The 16,026-nt window shown below is 54.7% G+C and carries 15 protein-coding genes; 6 read left to right on the forward strand and 9 right to left on the reverse strand.

The genetic code is table 11. The features are described 5' to 3' along the window. The first annotated feature begins 15 nt into the window (after positions 1–15). Together ACKI5T_RS14315 and ACKI5T_RS14320 are read left to right on the forward strand one after the other, a co-directional pair. Entirely contained in the window at positions 16–426 is a 411-nt protein-coding gene (locus tag ACKI5T_RS14315; protein ID WP_263094507.1) for a CidA/LrgA family protein, read from the forward strand. Then, positions 419–1,108 carry an LrgB family protein gene (locus tag ACKI5T_RS14320; protein WP_174342755.1) on the forward strand — a complete coding sequence of 230 codons (690 nt, stop codon included), beginning with the start codon at positions 419–421 and terminating at the stop codon, positions 1,106–1,108. The genes ACKI5T_RS14315 and ACKI5T_RS14320 overlap by 8 nt, the downstream gene beginning before the upstream one ends. A gap of 36 nt (positions 1,109–1,144) precedes the next feature. Here ACKI5T_RS14320 and actP read toward each other — a convergent pair whose 3' ends face one another. The 3 genes from actP to acs form a co-directional block, all read right to left on the reverse strand. Next, complete coding sequence (gene actP / locus ACKI5T_RS14325; protein WP_131486847.1) at positions 1,145–2,794, reverse strand: cation/acetate symporter ActP; 1,650 nt, start codon at positions 2,792–2,794, stop codon at positions 1,145–1,147. Further along, complete coding sequence (locus tag ACKI5T_RS14330; protein WP_011915537.1) at positions 2,791–3,105, reverse strand: DUF485 domain-containing protein; 315 nt, start codon at positions 3,103–3,105, stop codon at positions 2,791–2,793. The genes actP and ACKI5T_RS14330 overlap by 4 nt, the downstream gene beginning before the upstream one ends. A 158-nt stretch (positions 3,106–3,263) precedes the next feature. Further along, on the reverse strand, positions 3,264–5,222 hold the full coding sequence (acs, locus tag ACKI5T_RS14335) for an acetate--CoA ligase (RefSeq protein ID WP_407438268.1): 1,959 nt from the start codon (positions 5,220–5,222) through the stop codon (positions 3,264–3,266). 419 nt (positions 5,223–5,641) lie between these two features. Here acs and gltP point away from each other — a divergent pair, with 419 nt between their 5' ends. Continuing rightward, entirely contained in the window at positions 5,642–6,955 is a 1,314-nt protein-coding gene (gltP, locus tag ACKI5T_RS14340; protein ID WP_407438269.1) for a glutamate/aspartate:proton symporter GltP, read from the forward strand. A 39-nt stretch (positions 6,956–6,994) separates the two neighbouring features. Here gltP and ACKI5T_RS14345 read toward each other — a convergent pair whose 3' ends face one another. Further along, positions 6,995–7,669: a tetratricopeptide repeat protein gene (locus tag ACKI5T_RS14345; protein ID WP_407438271.1), complete on the reverse strand. Its 675-nt coding sequence runs from the start codon at positions 7,667–7,669 to the stop codon at positions 6,995–6,997. A 174-nt stretch (positions 7,670–7,843) separates the two neighbouring features. Between ACKI5T_RS14345 and ACKI5T_RS14350 the strand changes: the two genes are divergently transcribed. Both ACKI5T_RS14350 and ACKI5T_RS14355 read left to right on the forward strand, forming a co-directional pair. After that, positions 7,844–8,263 carry a hypothetical protein gene (locus ACKI5T_RS14350; RefSeq protein ID WP_407438273.1) on the forward strand — a complete coding sequence of 140 codons (420 nt, stop codon included), beginning with the start codon at positions 7,844–7,846 and terminating at the stop codon, positions 8,261–8,263. Between the two features lie 416 nt (positions 8,264–8,679). After that, positions 8,680–9,111, forward strand: coding sequence for an Hcp family type VI secretion system effector (locus ACKI5T_RS14355; RefSeq protein WP_407438275.1), 432 nt, complete (start codon positions 8,680–8,682; stop codon positions 9,109–9,111). 61 nt (positions 9,112–9,172) lie between these two features. Here the strand turns inward: ACKI5T_RS14355 and fdhF are convergent, their stop codons facing one another. Next, positions 9,173–11,320, reverse strand: coding sequence for a formate dehydrogenase subunit alpha (gene fdhF, locus ACKI5T_RS14360; RefSeq protein ID WP_407438277.1), 2,148 nt, complete (start codon positions 11,318–11,320; stop codon positions 9,173–9,175). A gap of 255 nt (positions 11,321–11,575) precedes the next feature. Between fdhF and ACKI5T_RS14365 the strand changes: the two genes are divergently transcribed. Beyond that, positions 11,576–12,307, forward strand: coding sequence for a response regulator (locus ACKI5T_RS14365; RefSeq protein WP_407438279.1), 732 nt, complete (start codon positions 11,576–11,578; stop codon positions 12,305–12,307). Here ACKI5T_RS14365 and ACKI5T_RS14370 read toward each other — a convergent pair. The 4 genes from ACKI5T_RS14370 to ACKI5T_RS14385 all read right to left on the reverse strand — a co-directional run bounded on the left by ACKI5T_RS14370 (position 12,304) and on the right by ACKI5T_RS14385 (position 16,004). Continuing rightward, positions 12,304–13,308, reverse strand: coding sequence for a carbohydrate kinase family protein (locus tag ACKI5T_RS14370; protein WP_407438280.1), 1,005 nt, complete (start codon positions 13,306–13,308; stop codon positions 12,304–12,306). The genes ACKI5T_RS14365 and ACKI5T_RS14370 overlap by 4 nt on opposite strands. Continuing rightward, on the reverse strand, positions 13,308–14,168 hold the full coding sequence (locus tag ACKI5T_RS14375) for a ketose 1,6-bisphosphate aldolase (RefSeq protein ID WP_407438282.1): 861 nt from the start codon (positions 14,166–14,168) through the stop codon (positions 13,308–13,310). Before ACKI5T_RS14375 ends, ACKI5T_RS14370 begins: the two co-directional genes overlap by 1 nt. Positions 14,169–14,178: 10 nt before the next feature. After that, on the reverse strand, positions 14,179–14,865 hold the full coding sequence (locus tag ACKI5T_RS14380; protein WP_407438283.1) for a D-lyxose/D-mannose family sugar isomerase: 687 nt from the start codon (positions 14,863–14,865) through the stop codon (positions 14,179–14,181). A gap of 197 nt (positions 14,866–15,062) precedes the next feature. Further along, positions 15,063–16,004 carry an ABC transporter substrate-binding protein gene (locus ACKI5T_RS14385; protein ID WP_407438285.1) on the reverse strand — a complete coding sequence of 314 codons (942 nt, stop codon included), beginning with the start codon at positions 16,002–16,004 and terminating at the stop codon, positions 15,063–15,065. Positions 16,005–16,026 lie beyond the last annotated feature (22 nt).

Here is a 16,026-nt window from a genome sequence, read left to right on the forward strand (position 1 = left end):
TTCAAGGAAATCCCCATGGCCGTGGCGTTAAGTCGTGTTACGCCTGCCGTTGTGCAACGACTCCAGATTCCGGTTCAGGTCGGGCTTTATGCTGGATTGTTTGTTTTCGCAGAATATCTCGTCAGCTGGCTGCATTTGCCGCTGCCCGCCAATCTGGTGGGCATGATGTTAATGCTGACGCTGATTGTGTGTCGCGTTATCCCGCTGAACTGGGTGCGCGCAGGCGCAAGCTGGCTACTGGCGGAAATGCTGCTGTTTTTCGTGCCAGCGGTGGTGGCGGTGGTCAATTATGCCCAACTGCTGATGGTTGATGGCTGGCGCATTTTTGCCGTCATTGCGCTGAGTACGTTAATGGTTTTGGGCGCGACGGCGTGGGTAGTGGATAAAGTGTATCGCTTTGAAATCAGCAGGCAGAAGCATGACTAATTTTCAGGTCAGCCTGCTGTGCCTTATCGCCACGCTGGTTATCTATTTTGCCAATAAGCGCCTGTATCGCCGCTTTCATAAATTGCCGCTGATGCCGCTGGTGTTTACGCCCATTTTGCTGGTGCTGATGCTCATTTTTGGCCACATCTCCTGGCAGAATTACATCGGCGAATCGCACTGGCTGCTGTGGCTTTTAGGCCCGGCGACGATCGCGTTTGCCGTCCCCGTGTATGACAATCTCGCCATTATCAAACGTCACTGGATGTCGCTGACCGCAGGCGTGGTCACCGCCACGGTGGTCGCCGTCACCAGCTCCGTCTGGCTGGCGCGCTGGTTTACGTTATCGGATGAAATTCAGCGCAGCCTGGCGGTGCGATCGGTGACGACGCCGTTTGCGCTGGCGGCGGCAAAACCGCTGGGCGGCCAGCCGGATCTGGTGGCGTTGTTTGTCGTCGTTACCGGCGTGTTTGGCATGGCGGTGGGCGATATTCTGTTTTTGCGTTTGTCGATTCGGGAAGGCATGGCGAAAGGTGCCGGGTTTGGTGCGGCGTCGCACGGCGCAGGCACGGCGCGATCCTATGAGCTTGGTCAGCAAGAAGGGGTGGTCGCGAGTCTGGTGATGATGCTGTCTGGCGTGGTGATGGTGCTGGCAGCGCCGCTGGTGGCGTGGATGATGTTCTAAAATTCCCCGGCCAGCGCGGCCGGGGAGATAAGTCGATCAGTGCGCGCGGCCCTGATCGATGCCTAAGCCGGTTTGAGAACGGATAAACTGGGCGCGGAATTTTTCACGCTCCAGCTTACCTTCCGCTGAATTATCGGTGGCCGAGAAGAACCAAATCCCAATAAACGCCACGGCAATTGAGAACAGCGCCGGGTATTCGTACGGGAAGATGGCTTTTTCGTGACCGAGGATCTGCACCCAAATCGTTGGACCGAGGATCATCAGGATCACCGCCGTCAGCAGGCCCAGCCAGCCGCCAATCATCGCCCCGCGCGTGGTCAGTTTTGACCAGTACATCGAGAGCAGGATAATCGGGAAATTACAGCTTGCCGCAATCGAGAAGGCCAGTCCCACCATAAAGGCGATGTTCTGATTTTCGAAAAGAATGCCCAGCAGAATCGCCACCACGCCCAGAATCAGAACCGTGATTTTGGAGACTTTCAGCTCCTGACGTTCCGTCGCACCTTTACGCCACACGTTGGCATACAGATCGTGCGAGACCGCCGAAGCGCCCGCCAGCGTCAGACCCGCCACAACCGCCAGAATGGTGGCGAAGGCGACAGCGGAGATAAAGCCGAGGAACAGGTTACCGCCCACGGCATCGGCCAGATGCACCGCCGCCATGTTATTACCGCCAATCAGCGCGCCAGCAGCATCTTTGAACGCCGGATTCGCACCCACCAGCATGATCGCGCCAAAGCCGATAATAAAGGTCAGGATGTAGAAATAACCCATAAAACCGGTGGCGTAGAAGACGCTTTTACGTGCTTCGCGGGCGTCTGACACCGTGAAGAAACGCATCAGAATGTGTGGCAAGCCTGCGGTACCAAACATCAAACCGAGACCAAGCGACAGGGCGGATATCGGATCTTTGACCAGCCCGCCAGGGCTCATAATCGCTTCCCCTTTCGGGTGAACCGCCATCGCCTGGGTAAACAGATTATTGAAGCTGAAGCCCACGTGTTTCATGACCATAAAGGCCATAAAACTTGCGCCAAACAGCAGCAAAACGGCTTTAATGATTTGCACCCACGTGGTGGCGAGCATGCCGCCAAACAGCACGTACATCACCATCAGCACCCCCACCAGCACCACGGCGATGTGATAGTTCAGGCCGAACAGCAACTGAATCAGTTTGCCTGCCCCGACCATTTGTGCGATCAGGTACAGCGCGACGACCACCAGCGAGCCGCAGGCAGACAGGGTGCGGATCGGTCCCTGTTTCAGGCGATAAGATGCCACGTCGGCGAAGGTGTAGCGCCCAAGATTACGCAGGCGTTCGGCGATCAGGAACAGAATAATCGGCCAGCCCACGAGGAAGCCGAGCGAGTAAATCAGTCCGTCGTAGCCGGAGGTGTAGACCAGCGCAGAAATCCCCAGGAATGACGCGGCGGACATAAAGTCACCCGCAATCGCCAGCCCGTTCTGGAAGCCGGTAATGTTGCCGCCCGCCGTGTAGTAATCATTCCGTGAGCGCACGCGTTTCGACGCCCAGTATGTGATATACAGCGTCAGCAGCACGAAAATCAGGAACATGATAATCGCCTGCCAGTTGGTTGGCTGGCGTTCCACCGCGCCGGTAAGGGCATCGGCCGCGTTGGCCGCGAAGGGCAGTGTGGCGGCTAGCGCCGTCAGGACTCGCTTCATGGGGCTTTTACCTCACGCAACACTTCTTTGTTAAGGCGATCAAATTCACCGTTCGCGCGCACGACGTACACGCCAGTCAGTACAAATGAAATCACAATTACGCCGATACCGATGGGGATGCCGCGCGTCACGCTGGTTCCGGCATGCAAAGGCGTGCCGAGCCAGTGCGGTGCAAAGGCGATCAGCAGAATAAAGCCGACGTAAATGATCAGCATGATGATAGAAAGCGTGAAGGCAAACCGTTGCCGTTTTTCGACGAGCTCCCTGAAATGCGCACTGTTTTCTATCCGTTGATAAATGTCATCATTCATCACAGAACTCTCCAAAGGTAAGGTAGGTTTATAGTTATCAGTGGTGTTCTCCCTCTCCCTGTAGGAGAGGGCCGGGGTGAGGGCATCAGACCGCAGAAATCCCCCTCACCCTAACCCTCTCCCTCAAGGGAGAGGGAACCGCCTGGAGCGGCATTCAGTTACGATGGCATCGCGATGGCCTGCTTCTCTTCAAGCAGTTTTTCCACTACGCCTGGATCGGCGAGCGTTGAGGTATCACCCAGATTGCTGGTGTCACCCGCCGCGATTTTGCGCAGAATTCGGCGCATGATTTTGCCGGAACGGGTTTTTGGCAAGGAGTCGGTCCAGTGCAGCACGTCGGGTGTGGCAAGCGGGCCAATCTCTTTTCGCACCCAGTTGCGCACTTCGGTGTACAGTTCCGGCGTCGGTTCTTCGCCGTGATTCAGCGTGACGTAAGCATAAATCGCCTGGCCTTTGATGTTGTGCGGGATCCCCACCACAGCCGCTTCGGCAATTTTTGGATGCGAGACCAGCGCAGACTCAATTTCAGCCGTCCCCAGACGGTGGCCGGAGACGTTCAGCACGTCATCCACGCGCCCGGTAATCCAGAAATAGCCGTCTTCGTCACGACGCGCGCCGTCACCGCTGAAATACATGTTTTTGAAGGTCGAGAAATAGGTCTGCTCAAAGCGATCGTGATCGCCAAACAGCGTACGCGCCTGACCCGGCCACGAATCGGTAATCACCAGGTTGCCTTCGGTTGCCCCTTCCAGCAGATTGCCTTCGTTATCCACCAGCGCAGGCTGCACGCCGAAGAACGGATGGGTCGCCGAACCGGCTTTCAACTGGGTTGCACCAGGCATTGGGGTGATCATGAAGCCGCCCGTTTCGGTCTGCCACCAGGTGTCGATCACCGGGCATTTTTCGTTACCGATTTTCTTCCAGTACCACTCCCACGCTTCCGGGTTGATAGGCTCGCCAACGGAGCCGAGAATGCGCAGGGAAGAACGGTCAGTGCCGTCGATGGCTTTGTCGCCTTCCGCCATCAGGGCGCGGATCGCCGTCGGTGCGGTATACAGAATGTTCACTTTATGCTTATCAACCACCTGACACATACGCGCAGGCGTTGGCCAGTTGGGTACGCCTTCAAACATCAGCGTGGTTGCGCCGCAGGCCAGCGGGCCGTACAGCAGATAGCTGTGACCGGTGACCCAGCCCACGTCAGCGGTACACCAGTAAATATCACCCTGATGATAATCAAAGACATATTTAAACGTGGACGCCGCGTACACCAGATAGCCGCCGGTGGTGTGCAGCACGCCTTTCGGCTTGCCGGTAGAGCCGGAGGTGTACAGGATAAATAGCGGATCTTCGGCGTTCATCTCTTCGGGCTGATGCTGGTCGCTCGCTTGTTCAATCAGGTCGCTCCACCACAGGTCGCGCCCCTCTTTCCACTCAACGTTACCGCCGGTACGCTTGAACACCACCACATTGCTGATGCTCTTCACGTTCGGGTTTTTCAGCGCTTCATCGACGTTTTTCTTCAGCGGAATACTGCGTCCAGCGCGCACGCCTTCATCGGCAGTGATCACCAGTTTTGAGTTGGAATCGATAATGCGTCCGGCCACGGCTTCCGGCGAGAATCCGCCGAAAATAACAGAATGGATCGCCCCGATGCGCGCGCAGGCGAGCATGGCGACGGCGGCTTCGGGCACCATCGGCATATAAATGGCGACCACATCGCCTTTTTTGATGCCTTGCTCCAGCAGGACGTTGGCGAAACGGCACACGTCGCGGTGCAGCTCTTTATAGGTGATGTTTTTGCTTTGGGACGCGTCGTCGCCTTCCCAAATAATGGCGGTCTGGTCGCCGCGCTCGGCGAGGTGTCTGTCCAGGCAGTTAGCCGCGAGATTCAGCGTGCCGTCTTCATACCATTTAATGGAGATATTGCCCGGCGCAAAAGAGGTGTTTTTCACCTTCTGATACGGCTTCATCCAGTCAAGAATTTTGCCCTGCTCGCCCCAGAAGGCGTCAGGGTCAGAAATGGATTGCTGATACTTCTCTTTATACTGCTCCGGATTAATCAGGCAATGGTCCGCAATATTTGCGGGAATGTCGTGTTTGTGGATTTGGCTCATGGCTTTTATTCTCCTTGTAAGATGTTAATAATATGTCGCAAAAACGTTAATTGTAGGGGCTTTGCCAGCTTTGTTTGTTATTTGGGCGACAGATCACGCAATGTTTGAATAGTTCAAAAAACCAGCAAATGACACTTAGAAGGGAAATAATTCAGATGAATGATTATTCACAAATAATGAAAAAAAACCGTTTTTATAACAAAAGGTTATTAATAGGAATTATTATAAATTAGCGTCATAACGCCTTTTGTCAGTGAAATGCCTCGTTCTATAAGGCTTGCGCAGCAGGCCATGCAGATGATAATGATACGCCGCGTTAAAAAACCCTATAAACCAACGCAACACAATTCATACCCTTTCAGTATGTGTCCATATTCATTCCTGATGATCAGGACGCTTCATTGAGGAAGCCTGTTTTTATGAAAATTTTGAAAATCAGCCTGGCCTGGCAAATTCTGCTCGCCCTTGTGCTGGGCATCTTGCTGGGTAGTTATCTGCATTATCATAGCGACAGCCGCGAGTGGCTGGTGGTGAACATGCTGTCTCCTGCCGGAGATATCTTTATTCACCTGATCAAAATGATTGTTGTCCCGATTGTGATCTCGACGCTGGTGGTCGGTATTGCAGGCGTCGGCGATGCGAAGCAGTTAGGCCGCATCGGCGCAAAAACCATCCTTTATTTCGAAGTGATCACTACGGTTGCTATCATTCTGGGTATTACTCTGGCGAATGTGTTCCAGCCAGGCTCCGGGATTGATATGTCGCAGCTGGCGACGGTGGATATTTCGAAATACCAAAGCACAACGGCAGAAGTGCAAAGCCATGCTCATGGCCTGATGGGAACCATTCTTTCGCTGGTGCCGACCAATATCGTGGCGTCGATGGCGAAAGGCGAAATGCTGCCGATCATCTTCTTCTCGGTGCTGTTTGGCCTGGGGCTTTCGTCCCTGCCAGCGACCCATCGCGAACCCTTGGTCACGGTGTTCCGTTCGATTTCCGAAACCATGTTTAAAGTGACGCATATGGTGATGCGTTATGCGCCGGTGGGCGTGTTTGCGCTGATTGCTGTTACCGTCGCGAACTTCGGTTTTGCCTCGCTATGGCCGCTGGCGAAGCTGGTTATCCTGGTACACTTCGCGATTCTGTTCTTTGCGCTGGTGGTGCTGGGACTGGTGGCGCGTCTCTGCGGATTACGTATCTGGATCCTGATTCGCATCCTGAAAGAGGAGCTGATTCTGGCGTACTCCACGGCCAGCTCTGAGAGCGTGCTGCCGCGTATCATCGAGAAGATGGAAGCTTACGGTGCACCGGCGTCTATCACCAGTTTTGTGGTACCGACCGGCTACTCGTTTAACCTGGATGGCTCCACGCTGTATCAGAGTATTGCGGCGATCTTTATCGCACAGCTGTACGGAATCGATCTGTCACTGTGGCAGGAAATCGTGCTGGTACTGACGCTGATGGTGACATCGAAAGGCATCGCGGGCGTGCCGGGCGTGTCGTTTGTGGTTCTGCTGGCGACACTGGGCAGCGTCGGTATTCCGCTGGAAGGTCTGGCCTTTATCGCCGGTGTTGACCGTATTCTCGACATGGCGCGTACTGCGTTAAACGTGGTGGGCAATGCGCTGGCGGTGCTGGTGATCGCCAAGTGGGAACACCAGTTCGATCGCAAAAAAGCGATGGCATACGAACGGGAAGTGCTTGGTCGTTTCGATAAGACGGCCGATCAGTAATGCTTTGATTCCCTCTCTCAGCAGAGAGAGGGAACTCTGTTATTCGCCGCTCAACGCCTCAAACTCTTCGCAGCCCGTATCAAATCCTTCGCTACAGCTCAGATTAAACCAGTACAGCGCTTTCTGTTTGTTGGGCGTGATAAACCCTTTTTCACCCTGCTGGAACACCATTCCGGCCCAGTATTCCGCATACCCCGTGCGTGAAAGGGCAGAGCTGCGCTTGAGCCACAGTTCGGCCTGAGCATCATCCTGCGCCATCTCCACGCCGTTCGCGTAAATCAGGCCTAACAGCATTTGCGCATCCACCGCCGAATCGTTATCGATATCGTCCGTCGCGGTTTGCAGCAGTTTGATTGCCTGTGGATAGTCGGTGGTTCCGGCCTGGGTATTCACCAGCAAACGCGCCAGCATGATGGCACCGCGTTTGCTGCCCGCAAGCGTAGCCTGTTGCGCCAGCGTTTTTGCCTGAGCATATTCGCCATGCTTGAAATGGATTTGCGCGAGCAGCGCCATGGCGTCGATATCACCGCCCTTGGCGGCTTTTTCGGCCCACAGCCCGGCTTGCTTATCATCACCCGAGCTGAACCAGGTGTCTGCCAGGTAGTACTGCGCGCGCGCATCACCGGCTTCGGCCTTTTCTTTAAATTGGCTGCCAATTTCGTCAGCGTTGGCAAGTGTTGTAAAAAGTAACAGCAGGGAAAAAATGGCTTTCATGGAGTCTTATCATTGGGGTACATGGCGCGCAGTATAATAAATATGCGACAAAATGAGAAAGGGTGACCTGGCTGCCTGACAATGAAGGTAAGCATTTTTTTGCAAGAAAGGCTTTAAATTACAAGGTATGAAGATTTTTTGACCAGTGAATAAGGCCTGCAAATGATCAGGGAAATGAACGACATTGACAGAGATGGTTTACGTCGCCTAACGCTTGGGGAGATCAATCTGGCCCGCACACTCTATAGTTTCAGCATTCGTTATAACGAGGTGTGGATCCACAGAGCCAGTTACTTACCTTTCAACATGCAGGCCAGCAATTATGCTATGACCTCAAACGGTGAAATGTATTTTCAGGAGGGAGTATATGAGTCTGATTTTTACAGACCTTTCCTCAAACGGGATCGCGTCGGGGGCCAGCATATTTTTCTGCATGAGATGATGCACGTCTGGCAGCATCAGCGTGGAATGATGGTCAGAACGCGGGAGCATTCTCATGGGCAGTTGATTATAACGACGAGCTCAATAAACCAAACCTCATGGATTACGGCATTGAAACCCAGGCTTGCATTGTTAGTGATTACTGGCTGCTGAAAACATACGGCTTCGGCAATCGTAGTGACTTATACCGCCTCAAAGATTATGACCCATCAGAACCCACTCCACAGCTTATGGCTCGTTATCAGAAGATATTAGGGAGTTTCCCACAATGAGGCGTTTTTTTACCCTCCTTCCATGCTTTGCCATTCTCACTGGTTGCGGCGTTGGCGATCGAGCAGCCCCTGGCGCTCAGTACTCGTGGATAAAGAGAAAGTCTGCTTCTCAGTGAATAAAGAGGACATTTTAAGCCGCTATAACATTTCTTCTACTACACAAGGTGGAAAATACAAAGAATTTGCCTCTGAACAGATTTTCTCGCTTTCCTACCCCGCATCATGTGTGAAATTAGCGCTACGTGTTTTTTATCGACAACGACTGGAACGTTCAAAGCTCTCAATAAGGAAATTGCAATGTCATTACCAGCTTATATGTATCTTTACGATGAAAATGGAAACCAGATTAAAGGTAGCTGCATGGCCCTGGGCCGTGAGGGGGCTATTGAGATCATGAATAGCAGCTACGGCGTTTTCCAAAACACATGCCGTAATACGGGTAAATTAATGGGATCGCGGCAACACAATGCATTTACGCTGCATAAAGAAATTGATAAAACCTCTCCCTATTTCGCAGTGGCTGCCTGCCAAAGCAAACGGCTAAAAAAGGCCGTCATTCACTACTACGATATAAACGAAGCGGATATTGAGTATGAGATCTACCGTCTTACACTTAACAGTATTGTGATCATGTCAGTTAACGCGGCCCATGCATATATGCCCGGTTCTCACACTCCCGGCATGATGGAAAATATCGCTATTTCCTATTCAGGAATTGAATGGTTTTAAGTTAGAAATAAAAATGGGATGAATAATTCATCCCATTTCATTATCGAACGCCGCGTGAGAATCAACCCATGGCGCTTTCGCGCAAACTGGCTTTCAGCTTCGCATATTCATCAATGACATATTGCTCGGCAGAATGCTGATCGGCGATAGACTCCACGCGCACGGCGCAATACTTATACTCCGGCGTTTTGGTTATCGGGCTTAAGTTTTCCGTCACCAGCTCGTTACAGGCCCCAATCCACCACTGATAGGTCATGTACACCGCGCCTTTATTGGGGCGATCGCTGACCTGTGCACGGGTGATGATGCGGCCCTTACGCGAACTTACCCACACCAGTGCCTCATCTTCGATACCCAGTCGTGCGGCATCGGCGGTGTTGATCTGCGCGTAGCCCGGTTCGTCGGCCAGCGCTGCCAGCGCCGCGCAGTTACCGGTCATCGAACGGCACGAATAGTGGCCCACTTCACGCACCGTGGAGAGCACCATCGGGTACTCGTCGGTGAGCTTATCGATAGGCGCGACCCAGTCGCAGGTAAAGAACTGCGCCAGTCCGTTCGGGGTATCGAATTTCTCTTTGAAGAGATATGACGTTCCCTGATCGGCATCCGATTCGTCGCGGCACGGCCACTGGATATACCCCAGCTCACCCATTTTATCGTAGGTGGCGCCGGTGAAATCCGGACACAGATGACGCAACTCGTCCCAAATTTCCTGGGTGTTGTTGTAGTGCATCGGATAGCCCATGCGGGTCGCGATTTCGCTGATAATCTGCCAGTCGGTTTTCAGATCCCACTTCGGCTCAACCGCTTTAAAGAAGCGCTGGAATCCGCGGTCCGCCGCCGTGTAAACCCCTTCATGCTCGCCCCATGACGTTGACGGTAAAATCACATCCGCCGCTGCCGCGGTTTTGGTCATAAAGATGTCCTGCACAATCACCAGCTCAAGATCCTCAAATCCTTTGCGCACCGCAGAAAGCTCAGCGTCGGTCTGAAGCGGATCTTCGCCCATGATGTACGCCGCGCGCACTTCGCCATGCGCCGCTCTATGCGGCAGTTCGCTGATGCGATACCCGGTATGCTCCGGCAGGCTTTCAACGCCCCAGGCTTTGGCGAATTTCGCGCGATTTTCCGGGAACTTCACGTACTGATAGCCCGGATAGGTATCCGGCAGTGCGCCCATGTCACACGCACCTTGTACGTTATTCTGACCACGTACCGGGTTAACGCCCACGTGCGGTTTGCCAAGATTACCCGTCAGCATCGCGAGGCTTGTCAGCGATCGCACGGTTTCCACGCCCTGATAGAACTGGGTGACGCCCATGCCCCACAAAATCGACGCGGTTTTCGCCGCCGCATACATCCGAGCGGCCTGGCGAATCTCTTGCGCGCTCACGCCGGTGATCGTTTCGACCGACTCCGGCGTATAGCCTTCGACAATCTTGCGATACTCTTCAAACCCTTCGGTACGGCTGGCGACAAACGCCTGGTCGTACAGGTTTTCTTCAATGATGACGTGTCCCATCGCGTTGAGCAGGGCGATGTTTGAGCCATTTCTTAACGCGATATGCATATCCGCAATACGCGCCGTCTCGATTTTACGCGGATCGCAGACGATGATTTTCGCCCCGTTGCGCTTGGCGTTAATGACGTGATTCGCCACGATCGGATGTGAATCCGCCGGGTTATAGCCGAAAATAAACACCAGATCGGTGTTATCTATCTCGTTGATCGCATTACTCATTGCGCCGTTACCGACCGACTGGTGCAGACCTGCAACCGATGGGCCGTGTCAGACGCGAGCGCAGCAGTCGACATTATTGGTACCAATAACGGCGCGCGCGAATTTTTGCATTACATAGTTGGTTTCATTCCCCGTCCCACGTGATGATCCGGTGGTTTGGATCGCATCCGGGCCATACTTCGCTTTGATGTCGCTCAGGCGGCTGGCGACGTAATCCAGCGCTTCATCCCAGGAGACAGACTCCAGCTTGCCACCGCGCGTGCGGCGAATCATCGGGGTTTTCAGACGGGGGGTCAGGATCTGGGTATCGTTAATAAAATCCCAGCCGTAATAGCCTTTCAGGCACAGCGTGCCCTGATTGGTCTTACCCTGCGCAGCCTCCGCCCGGACGATTTTGCCGTTATCGACCACCAGGTTTATCTTGCAACCCGAGGCACAATAGGGGCAAACCGTGACGACTTTTTTCATCGGTCTCGCTCCAGTTAATCAGTTCTTCGCACCCATTATGCAGCTTTTATGCCATGTTTTTATTGTGGGTATGCCCTGACTTTACGGGCGATATGCACCAAAAACCCTGACGAGGAGCAGGCAATCGTCAAAATTGACGTGTCGAAGGGCAATGGATGTGACATGGGTTGAAATTCCGTCACGCGGTCATGGATTTGGCTGGAGCCGTTTGCAGAATAGGTCAGACTTAACATAATCCCCTGACGGAAGCATACGATGAAATCGGCGATTCTGGTTGTTGATGACGATATGGCGGTCTGCGAACTGCTGCAGGATGTGCTCAATGAGCACGTTTTTGCCGTGCATGTCTGTCATAACGGGCTGGATGCGCTGGCGATAGCGCAGCGTGAACCCGCGATTGCGCTGGTGTTGCTGGATATGATGCTGCCGGATATCAACGGCCTGATGGTGTTGCAGCAACTGCAAAAATTACGGCCCGAGCTGCCCGTGGTGATGCTTACAGGAATGGGCGGCGAATCCGATGTGGTGGTAGGGCTGGAGATGGGCGCGGATGATTACATCGGTAAACCGTTCAATCCGCGTGTGGTCGTCGCGCGGGTCAAAGCCGTGCTACGGCGCACCGGCGTACTGGCGGCGGAACCGACTACACCGCGTGTTTCAGGGATCGGTTTTAACGGCTGGACGCTCGATACCACGCGCTGTGAGCTGAGCGATCCCCAGCGCATGACGGTGCCTTTAACGCAGGGGGAATACGGTCTTTTGCTGGCGCTGGCGCAAAACGCACGGCGGGTGTTAAGCCGCGAACAGCTGCTGGAGCTGACCCACAGCGAAAGCGCCGACGTGTTTGACCGCACCATTGACGTGTTAATCATGCGTCTGCGACGCAAAATCGAGATCAATCCGCATCAGCCGCTGCTGATTAAAACCATTCGTGGGCTGGGCTACGTCTTTGCCGCAGACGTGTCCCATCACGATAAAGCGGCCTAAGCGTTGTCGTGAATCAGCGTCTTAAGCTCCTCCAACGTTTTTGCCCCGTCAATCGCATTCGCGGCCAGCAGGCTGGCTCGCGCGCAGGCATGCGCCAACTGAATACTGTCCGTCAACGGCCAGGCTTCGTGGCAGCCATACAAAAAACCTGCGCAAAACGCATCGCCCGCGCCGACGCTGCCGATAATCTCGTCCTGTTCGAGCTGTTTTGACGCAATCCACTGGCCCGGCTCACCCGGCGTTTCGCCCCAGGCGCCTTCGGGACAATGAATCACCACGCGCTGTTTGACCCCTGCGGCCAACAGCTGCGACGCCGCCAGCGCGATGTGGTCAATATCCGGGGCGTCATCACTGTTACGCATCTCCAGCCCGCTAAATTCTCCGGCTTCCAGCTCGTTAATCACCAGATAATCCACATAGCGCAGGGCAGGGAGCACCAGCGGCTGATAGCGCGGATCGCCTTTGCGTGACACCAAATCGAGCGACGTTTCATACCCTTGCTCGCGCATTTGCGCCAGTAGGCGTGCGCTGCGGGTGCCAAATTCGTCATCCGGCATATCCAGGCTGTCGAGCAGCAGCAGATATCCCAGATGGAAAATCTTCATCGACGAATCGAGTCGGTCAAAAGCGGGGAGATCGAGCAGGCGATTGGCGGCAGGTGAATGGAAAAAGGTGCGTTGCCCGCTGGGATCGGTCATCACCTGCGACATTGACGTGGGGGCAAACGTGGTGCGCTGTACCCGCTGGCGATTGACGTGGTACTGGTCGAGCATCGCCATAATGTAGTCGCCATCGCTGTCTTCTCCGATAAGACCGACCGCCTGCAACGGCAAGCCGACGTGCATTTTCGCCAGCGTCAGCAGGACGTTAAGCGGTGCGCCGCCGGTCGCCCGCTCGCTGTGAATAATCTCCGCCAGCCAGCCGCGCTCCGGCCACTGGACGATCTGATGCACATGATCGACCAGCATGTTGCCCGCGGCGATAATTCCTTTGCGTTCCATTACGCCTGCCCCGCGCTACCAAAAATGCGCATTTGTTCAGAAACGGTGTCAGTAATCGCCTCTTCAATGCCTAACAGCAGCTCGGCAAACTCATCATAAATTGGCTGGCGATGCGTGATGCGTTGCTCAACCGAGGCCAGCGCGGCCTGCGACATCCCGGTGTAGAAATTGATTTTGTGAATACCCAGTTCAATGGCGCGGCGAAAATCGGTGTCGCTGATACCGGATCCACCGTGCAGCACCAGCGGCAGACCGGTTTGCTGGCGGATGGCGTCCAGACGCGGGAAGTCGAGTTTCGGCTCGCCTTTGTATTTGCCGTGCGCATTGCCGATGGCCACGGCCAGCGCGTCGATACCCGTCTGGTCGACAAACTCACGCGCTAACTGCGGATCGGTGAAAAAGGCCTCGTCGGCATGGCCGTACAGCGCGCCGCCTTCGTCACCGCCCACCGCACCCAGTTCGGCTTCCACCGACACACCGACTGCGTGGCACATTTTCACCACTTCACGGGTCTGGCGAATATTCTCTTCATAGCTCAACGTCGAGCCATCAAACATCACGGAGCTGAATCCTAAGCGCAGCGCTCGCACCACCGCCTCAAAATGCAGGCCGTGGTCGAGATTGAGTACCACGGGAATATCATGGCGCGCGGCTTCAAACTTCACCGCTTCGACTAATGAATCGAGGGACAAATACTTAAAATGCACTTCCGCGATGTTGATGATAAACGGCGAGCGCTCCTGTTTTGCTGCGGCGAACAGCGCGCGCAGAAAGTGGGAGTCGAGCACGTTGAACGCGCCAAGTGCATAACGGTTTTCACGGGCGTGTTCCAGCCCCGCGGCGAGAGAAATCAGCGGCATTATTCACTCCTTATAGACGAAACAGGCTGTACTCGTTGCACAGCACCAGCACGGCCGGTTCATCTTCTTCGATATTGTTGTAACGCGAGACAGGCTGCAAAAAGTGGTTGTCGTGATCATCGTCATTGACCGATGAGACTTCGCCAACCAGCACATCGCCAAACCCCCGCTCCCCCCAAAAACTGTGATAAAGCCCCGGTGTCAGACAGATGCTTTCCCCTGGTGAAAGGCGCAACTGACTGCCCGCTGCATGCGTCTGAAAGCAACCGTCAACGCTGACCGTGACGTCGGTTTCTTCCGTTTCTTCATGCGTGCCAGCATTCCAAAGTTCGATAATCAGGTTCCCGCCCCCGCGATTAATGATGTCCTCGCGCTTGCGCCAGTGAAAATGCATGGGCGTCACCTGGCCGTCGCGCACGTGCATGATTTTTTCGGCGTAGCATTTTTCATAGGGCCTGCCGTTGGGCGACCCATTACGCAGCGCAAAAAGCGTTAGCCCGCGCTCTGCGAAGTGGTTCCCGCCGAATGCTGTCACGTCCCAGCCGAGTTTGAGGTCAAACACTTCGCGCCAGGCGTGATGGTCAAGCTGCTGCCACTGCGTTGGCGGGAAGCTGGCAAACGGCGGCAAATGCACATCATGCTTCGAGAAAAACTGCCGCGTATGGCCGAGGATTTCATTAATTTCGGAGCGTTTCATGGGAACTCCTTGAATGAATGTGCGCGCTGTGCCCCTCACCCCGGCCCTCTCCCCAGGGGAGAGGGGGAAAGAAAAGACCGCTCCAAACAGTTCCCTCGCCTTGTGGGAGAGGGCCAGGGTGAGGGCATCAACCGCACCCACCGGTTCCCTCTCCTTGTGGGAGAGGGTTAGGGTGAGGGCATCAGACCGCACTCATCTTATTTAACCGTCCAGCCTTTATAGTTCGCGACGCTCTTCTTATCGATCATCGTCACCGGGATCAGCACCGGCTCTTTCGGCGCGGCTTTGCCCTGCAAAATGTCGTAGCCAATCTCAACCGCTTTGGCCGCCATCACCTGCGGATCCTGCGCTGGTGTTGCGACAAACAGCGAATTTTCACGCTTCAGCGCCTCTTCACCATCCGGTGAACCATCCACGCCGACGATAAAGAATTCGTTACGCTGCGCCTGTTTTGCGGCCAGATCGGCACCGATCGCCGTAGGATCGTTAATGGCAAACACGCCGTCGATCTTCGGATTGGCGGCCAGCAGCGCGGTCATCACTTCCAGGCCGCCTTCACGACTGCCTTTGGCGTTCTGGTTATACGACAGCACTTTGATTCCCGGATGGCGTTTAAACTCGGTCTGACACCCTTCGACACGGTTTTGCACCGCAGACACCGGTGGTCCGTTGATGATCACCACATCGCCTTTGCCTTTCAGGCGATCGGTAATGTATTTACAGGCCATCTCACCCGCCTGGGTGTTATCGGACGTGATCGTCGCATCGGCCCCTTCGGCCGCCACGTCAACCGCCACCACCACGATCCCCGCCTCTTTCGCACGTTTCACCGCCGGGCCGATCCCTTTGGAATCCGCGGCGTTCAGGATGATCATGTCCACTTTTGCGGCGATAAAGTTGTCAATCTGCGCCACCTGCTGGCCCAAATCGTAACCGCTGGACACCAGCGTCACTTTGACGTTGTCACCCGCCAGTTTGCGCGCTTCCAGCTCCGCACCTTTGGTTATCTGCACAAAGAACGGGTTGGCCAAATCGCCCACCGTCACGCCGATGGATTTCAGATCTTTTGCCTGCGCAAACGGCGTTACGGCAAGCAGTGCGCCTGCACAAAGCGCGGTAACTAATGGCTTCAAACGCATAGGGTAGTCCTCAAGGTAAGAT

It is taken from the genome of Lelliottia sp., assembly GCF_045627565.1.
Taxonomy (GTDB): Bacteria; Pseudomonadota; Gammaproteobacteria; order Enterobacterales; family Enterobacteriaceae; genus Enterobacter.

What these genes read in the sequence shown, in the direction of transcription:
- ACKI5T_RS14370 (WP_407438280.1), bottom strand. Translation starts at nt 13,308, where the DNA reads ATGGAACGCAAAGGAATTATCGCCGCGGGCAACATGCTGGTCGATCAT.
- ACKI5T_RS14350 (WP_407438273.1), top strand. Translation starts at nt 7,844, where the DNA reads ATGAACGACATTGACAGAGATGGTTTACGTCGCCTAACGCTTGGGGAG.
- acs (WP_407438268.1), bottom strand. Translation starts at nt 5,222, where the DNA reads ATGAGCCAAATCCACAAACACGACATTCCCGCAAATATTGCGGACCAT.
- ACKI5T_RS14320 (WP_174342755.1), top strand. Translation starts at nt 419, where the DNA reads ATGACTAATTTTCAGGTCAGCCTGCTGTGCCTTATCGCCACGCTGGTT.
- ACKI5T_RS14365 (WP_407438279.1), top strand. Translation starts at nt 11,576, where the DNA reads ATGAAATCGGCGATTCTGGTTGTTGATGACGATATGGCGGTCTGCGAA.
- ACKI5T_RS14330 (WP_011915537.1), bottom strand. Translation starts at nt 3,105, where the DNA reads ATGAATGATGACATTTATCAACGGATAGAAAACAGTGCGCATTTCAGG.
- gltP (WP_407438269.1), top strand. Translation starts at nt 5,642, where the DNA reads ATGAAAATTTTGAAAATCAGCCTGGCCTGGCAAATTCTGCTCGCCCTT.
- ACKI5T_RS14375 (WP_407438282.1), bottom strand. Translation starts at nt 14,168, where the DNA reads ATGCCGCTGATTTCTCTCGCCGCGGGGCTGGAACACGCCCGTGAAAAC.
- ACKI5T_RS14355 (WP_407438275.1), top strand. Translation starts at nt 8,680, where the DNA reads ATGTCATTACCAGCTTATATGTATCTTTACGATGAAAATGGAAACCAG.
- ACKI5T_RS14315 (WP_263094507.1), top strand. Translation starts at nt 16, where the DNA reads ATGGCCGTGGCGTTAAGTCGTGTTACGCCTGCCGTTGTGCAACGACTC.
- ACKI5T_RS14345 (WP_407438271.1), bottom strand. Translation starts at nt 7,669, where the DNA reads ATGAAAGCCATTTTTTCCCTGCTGTTACTTTTTACAACACTTGCCAAC.
- actP (WP_131486847.1), bottom strand. Translation starts at nt 2,794, where the DNA reads ATGAAGCGAGTCCTGACGGCGCTAGCCGCCACACTGCCCTTCGCGGCC.
- ACKI5T_RS14385 (WP_407438285.1), bottom strand. Translation starts at nt 16,004, where the DNA reads ATGCGTTTGAAGCCATTAGTTACCGCGCTTTGTGCAGGCGCACTGCTT.
- ACKI5T_RS14380 (WP_407438283.1), bottom strand. Translation starts at nt 14,865, where the DNA reads ATGAAACGCTCCGAAATTAATGAAATCCTCGGCCATACGCGGCAGTTT.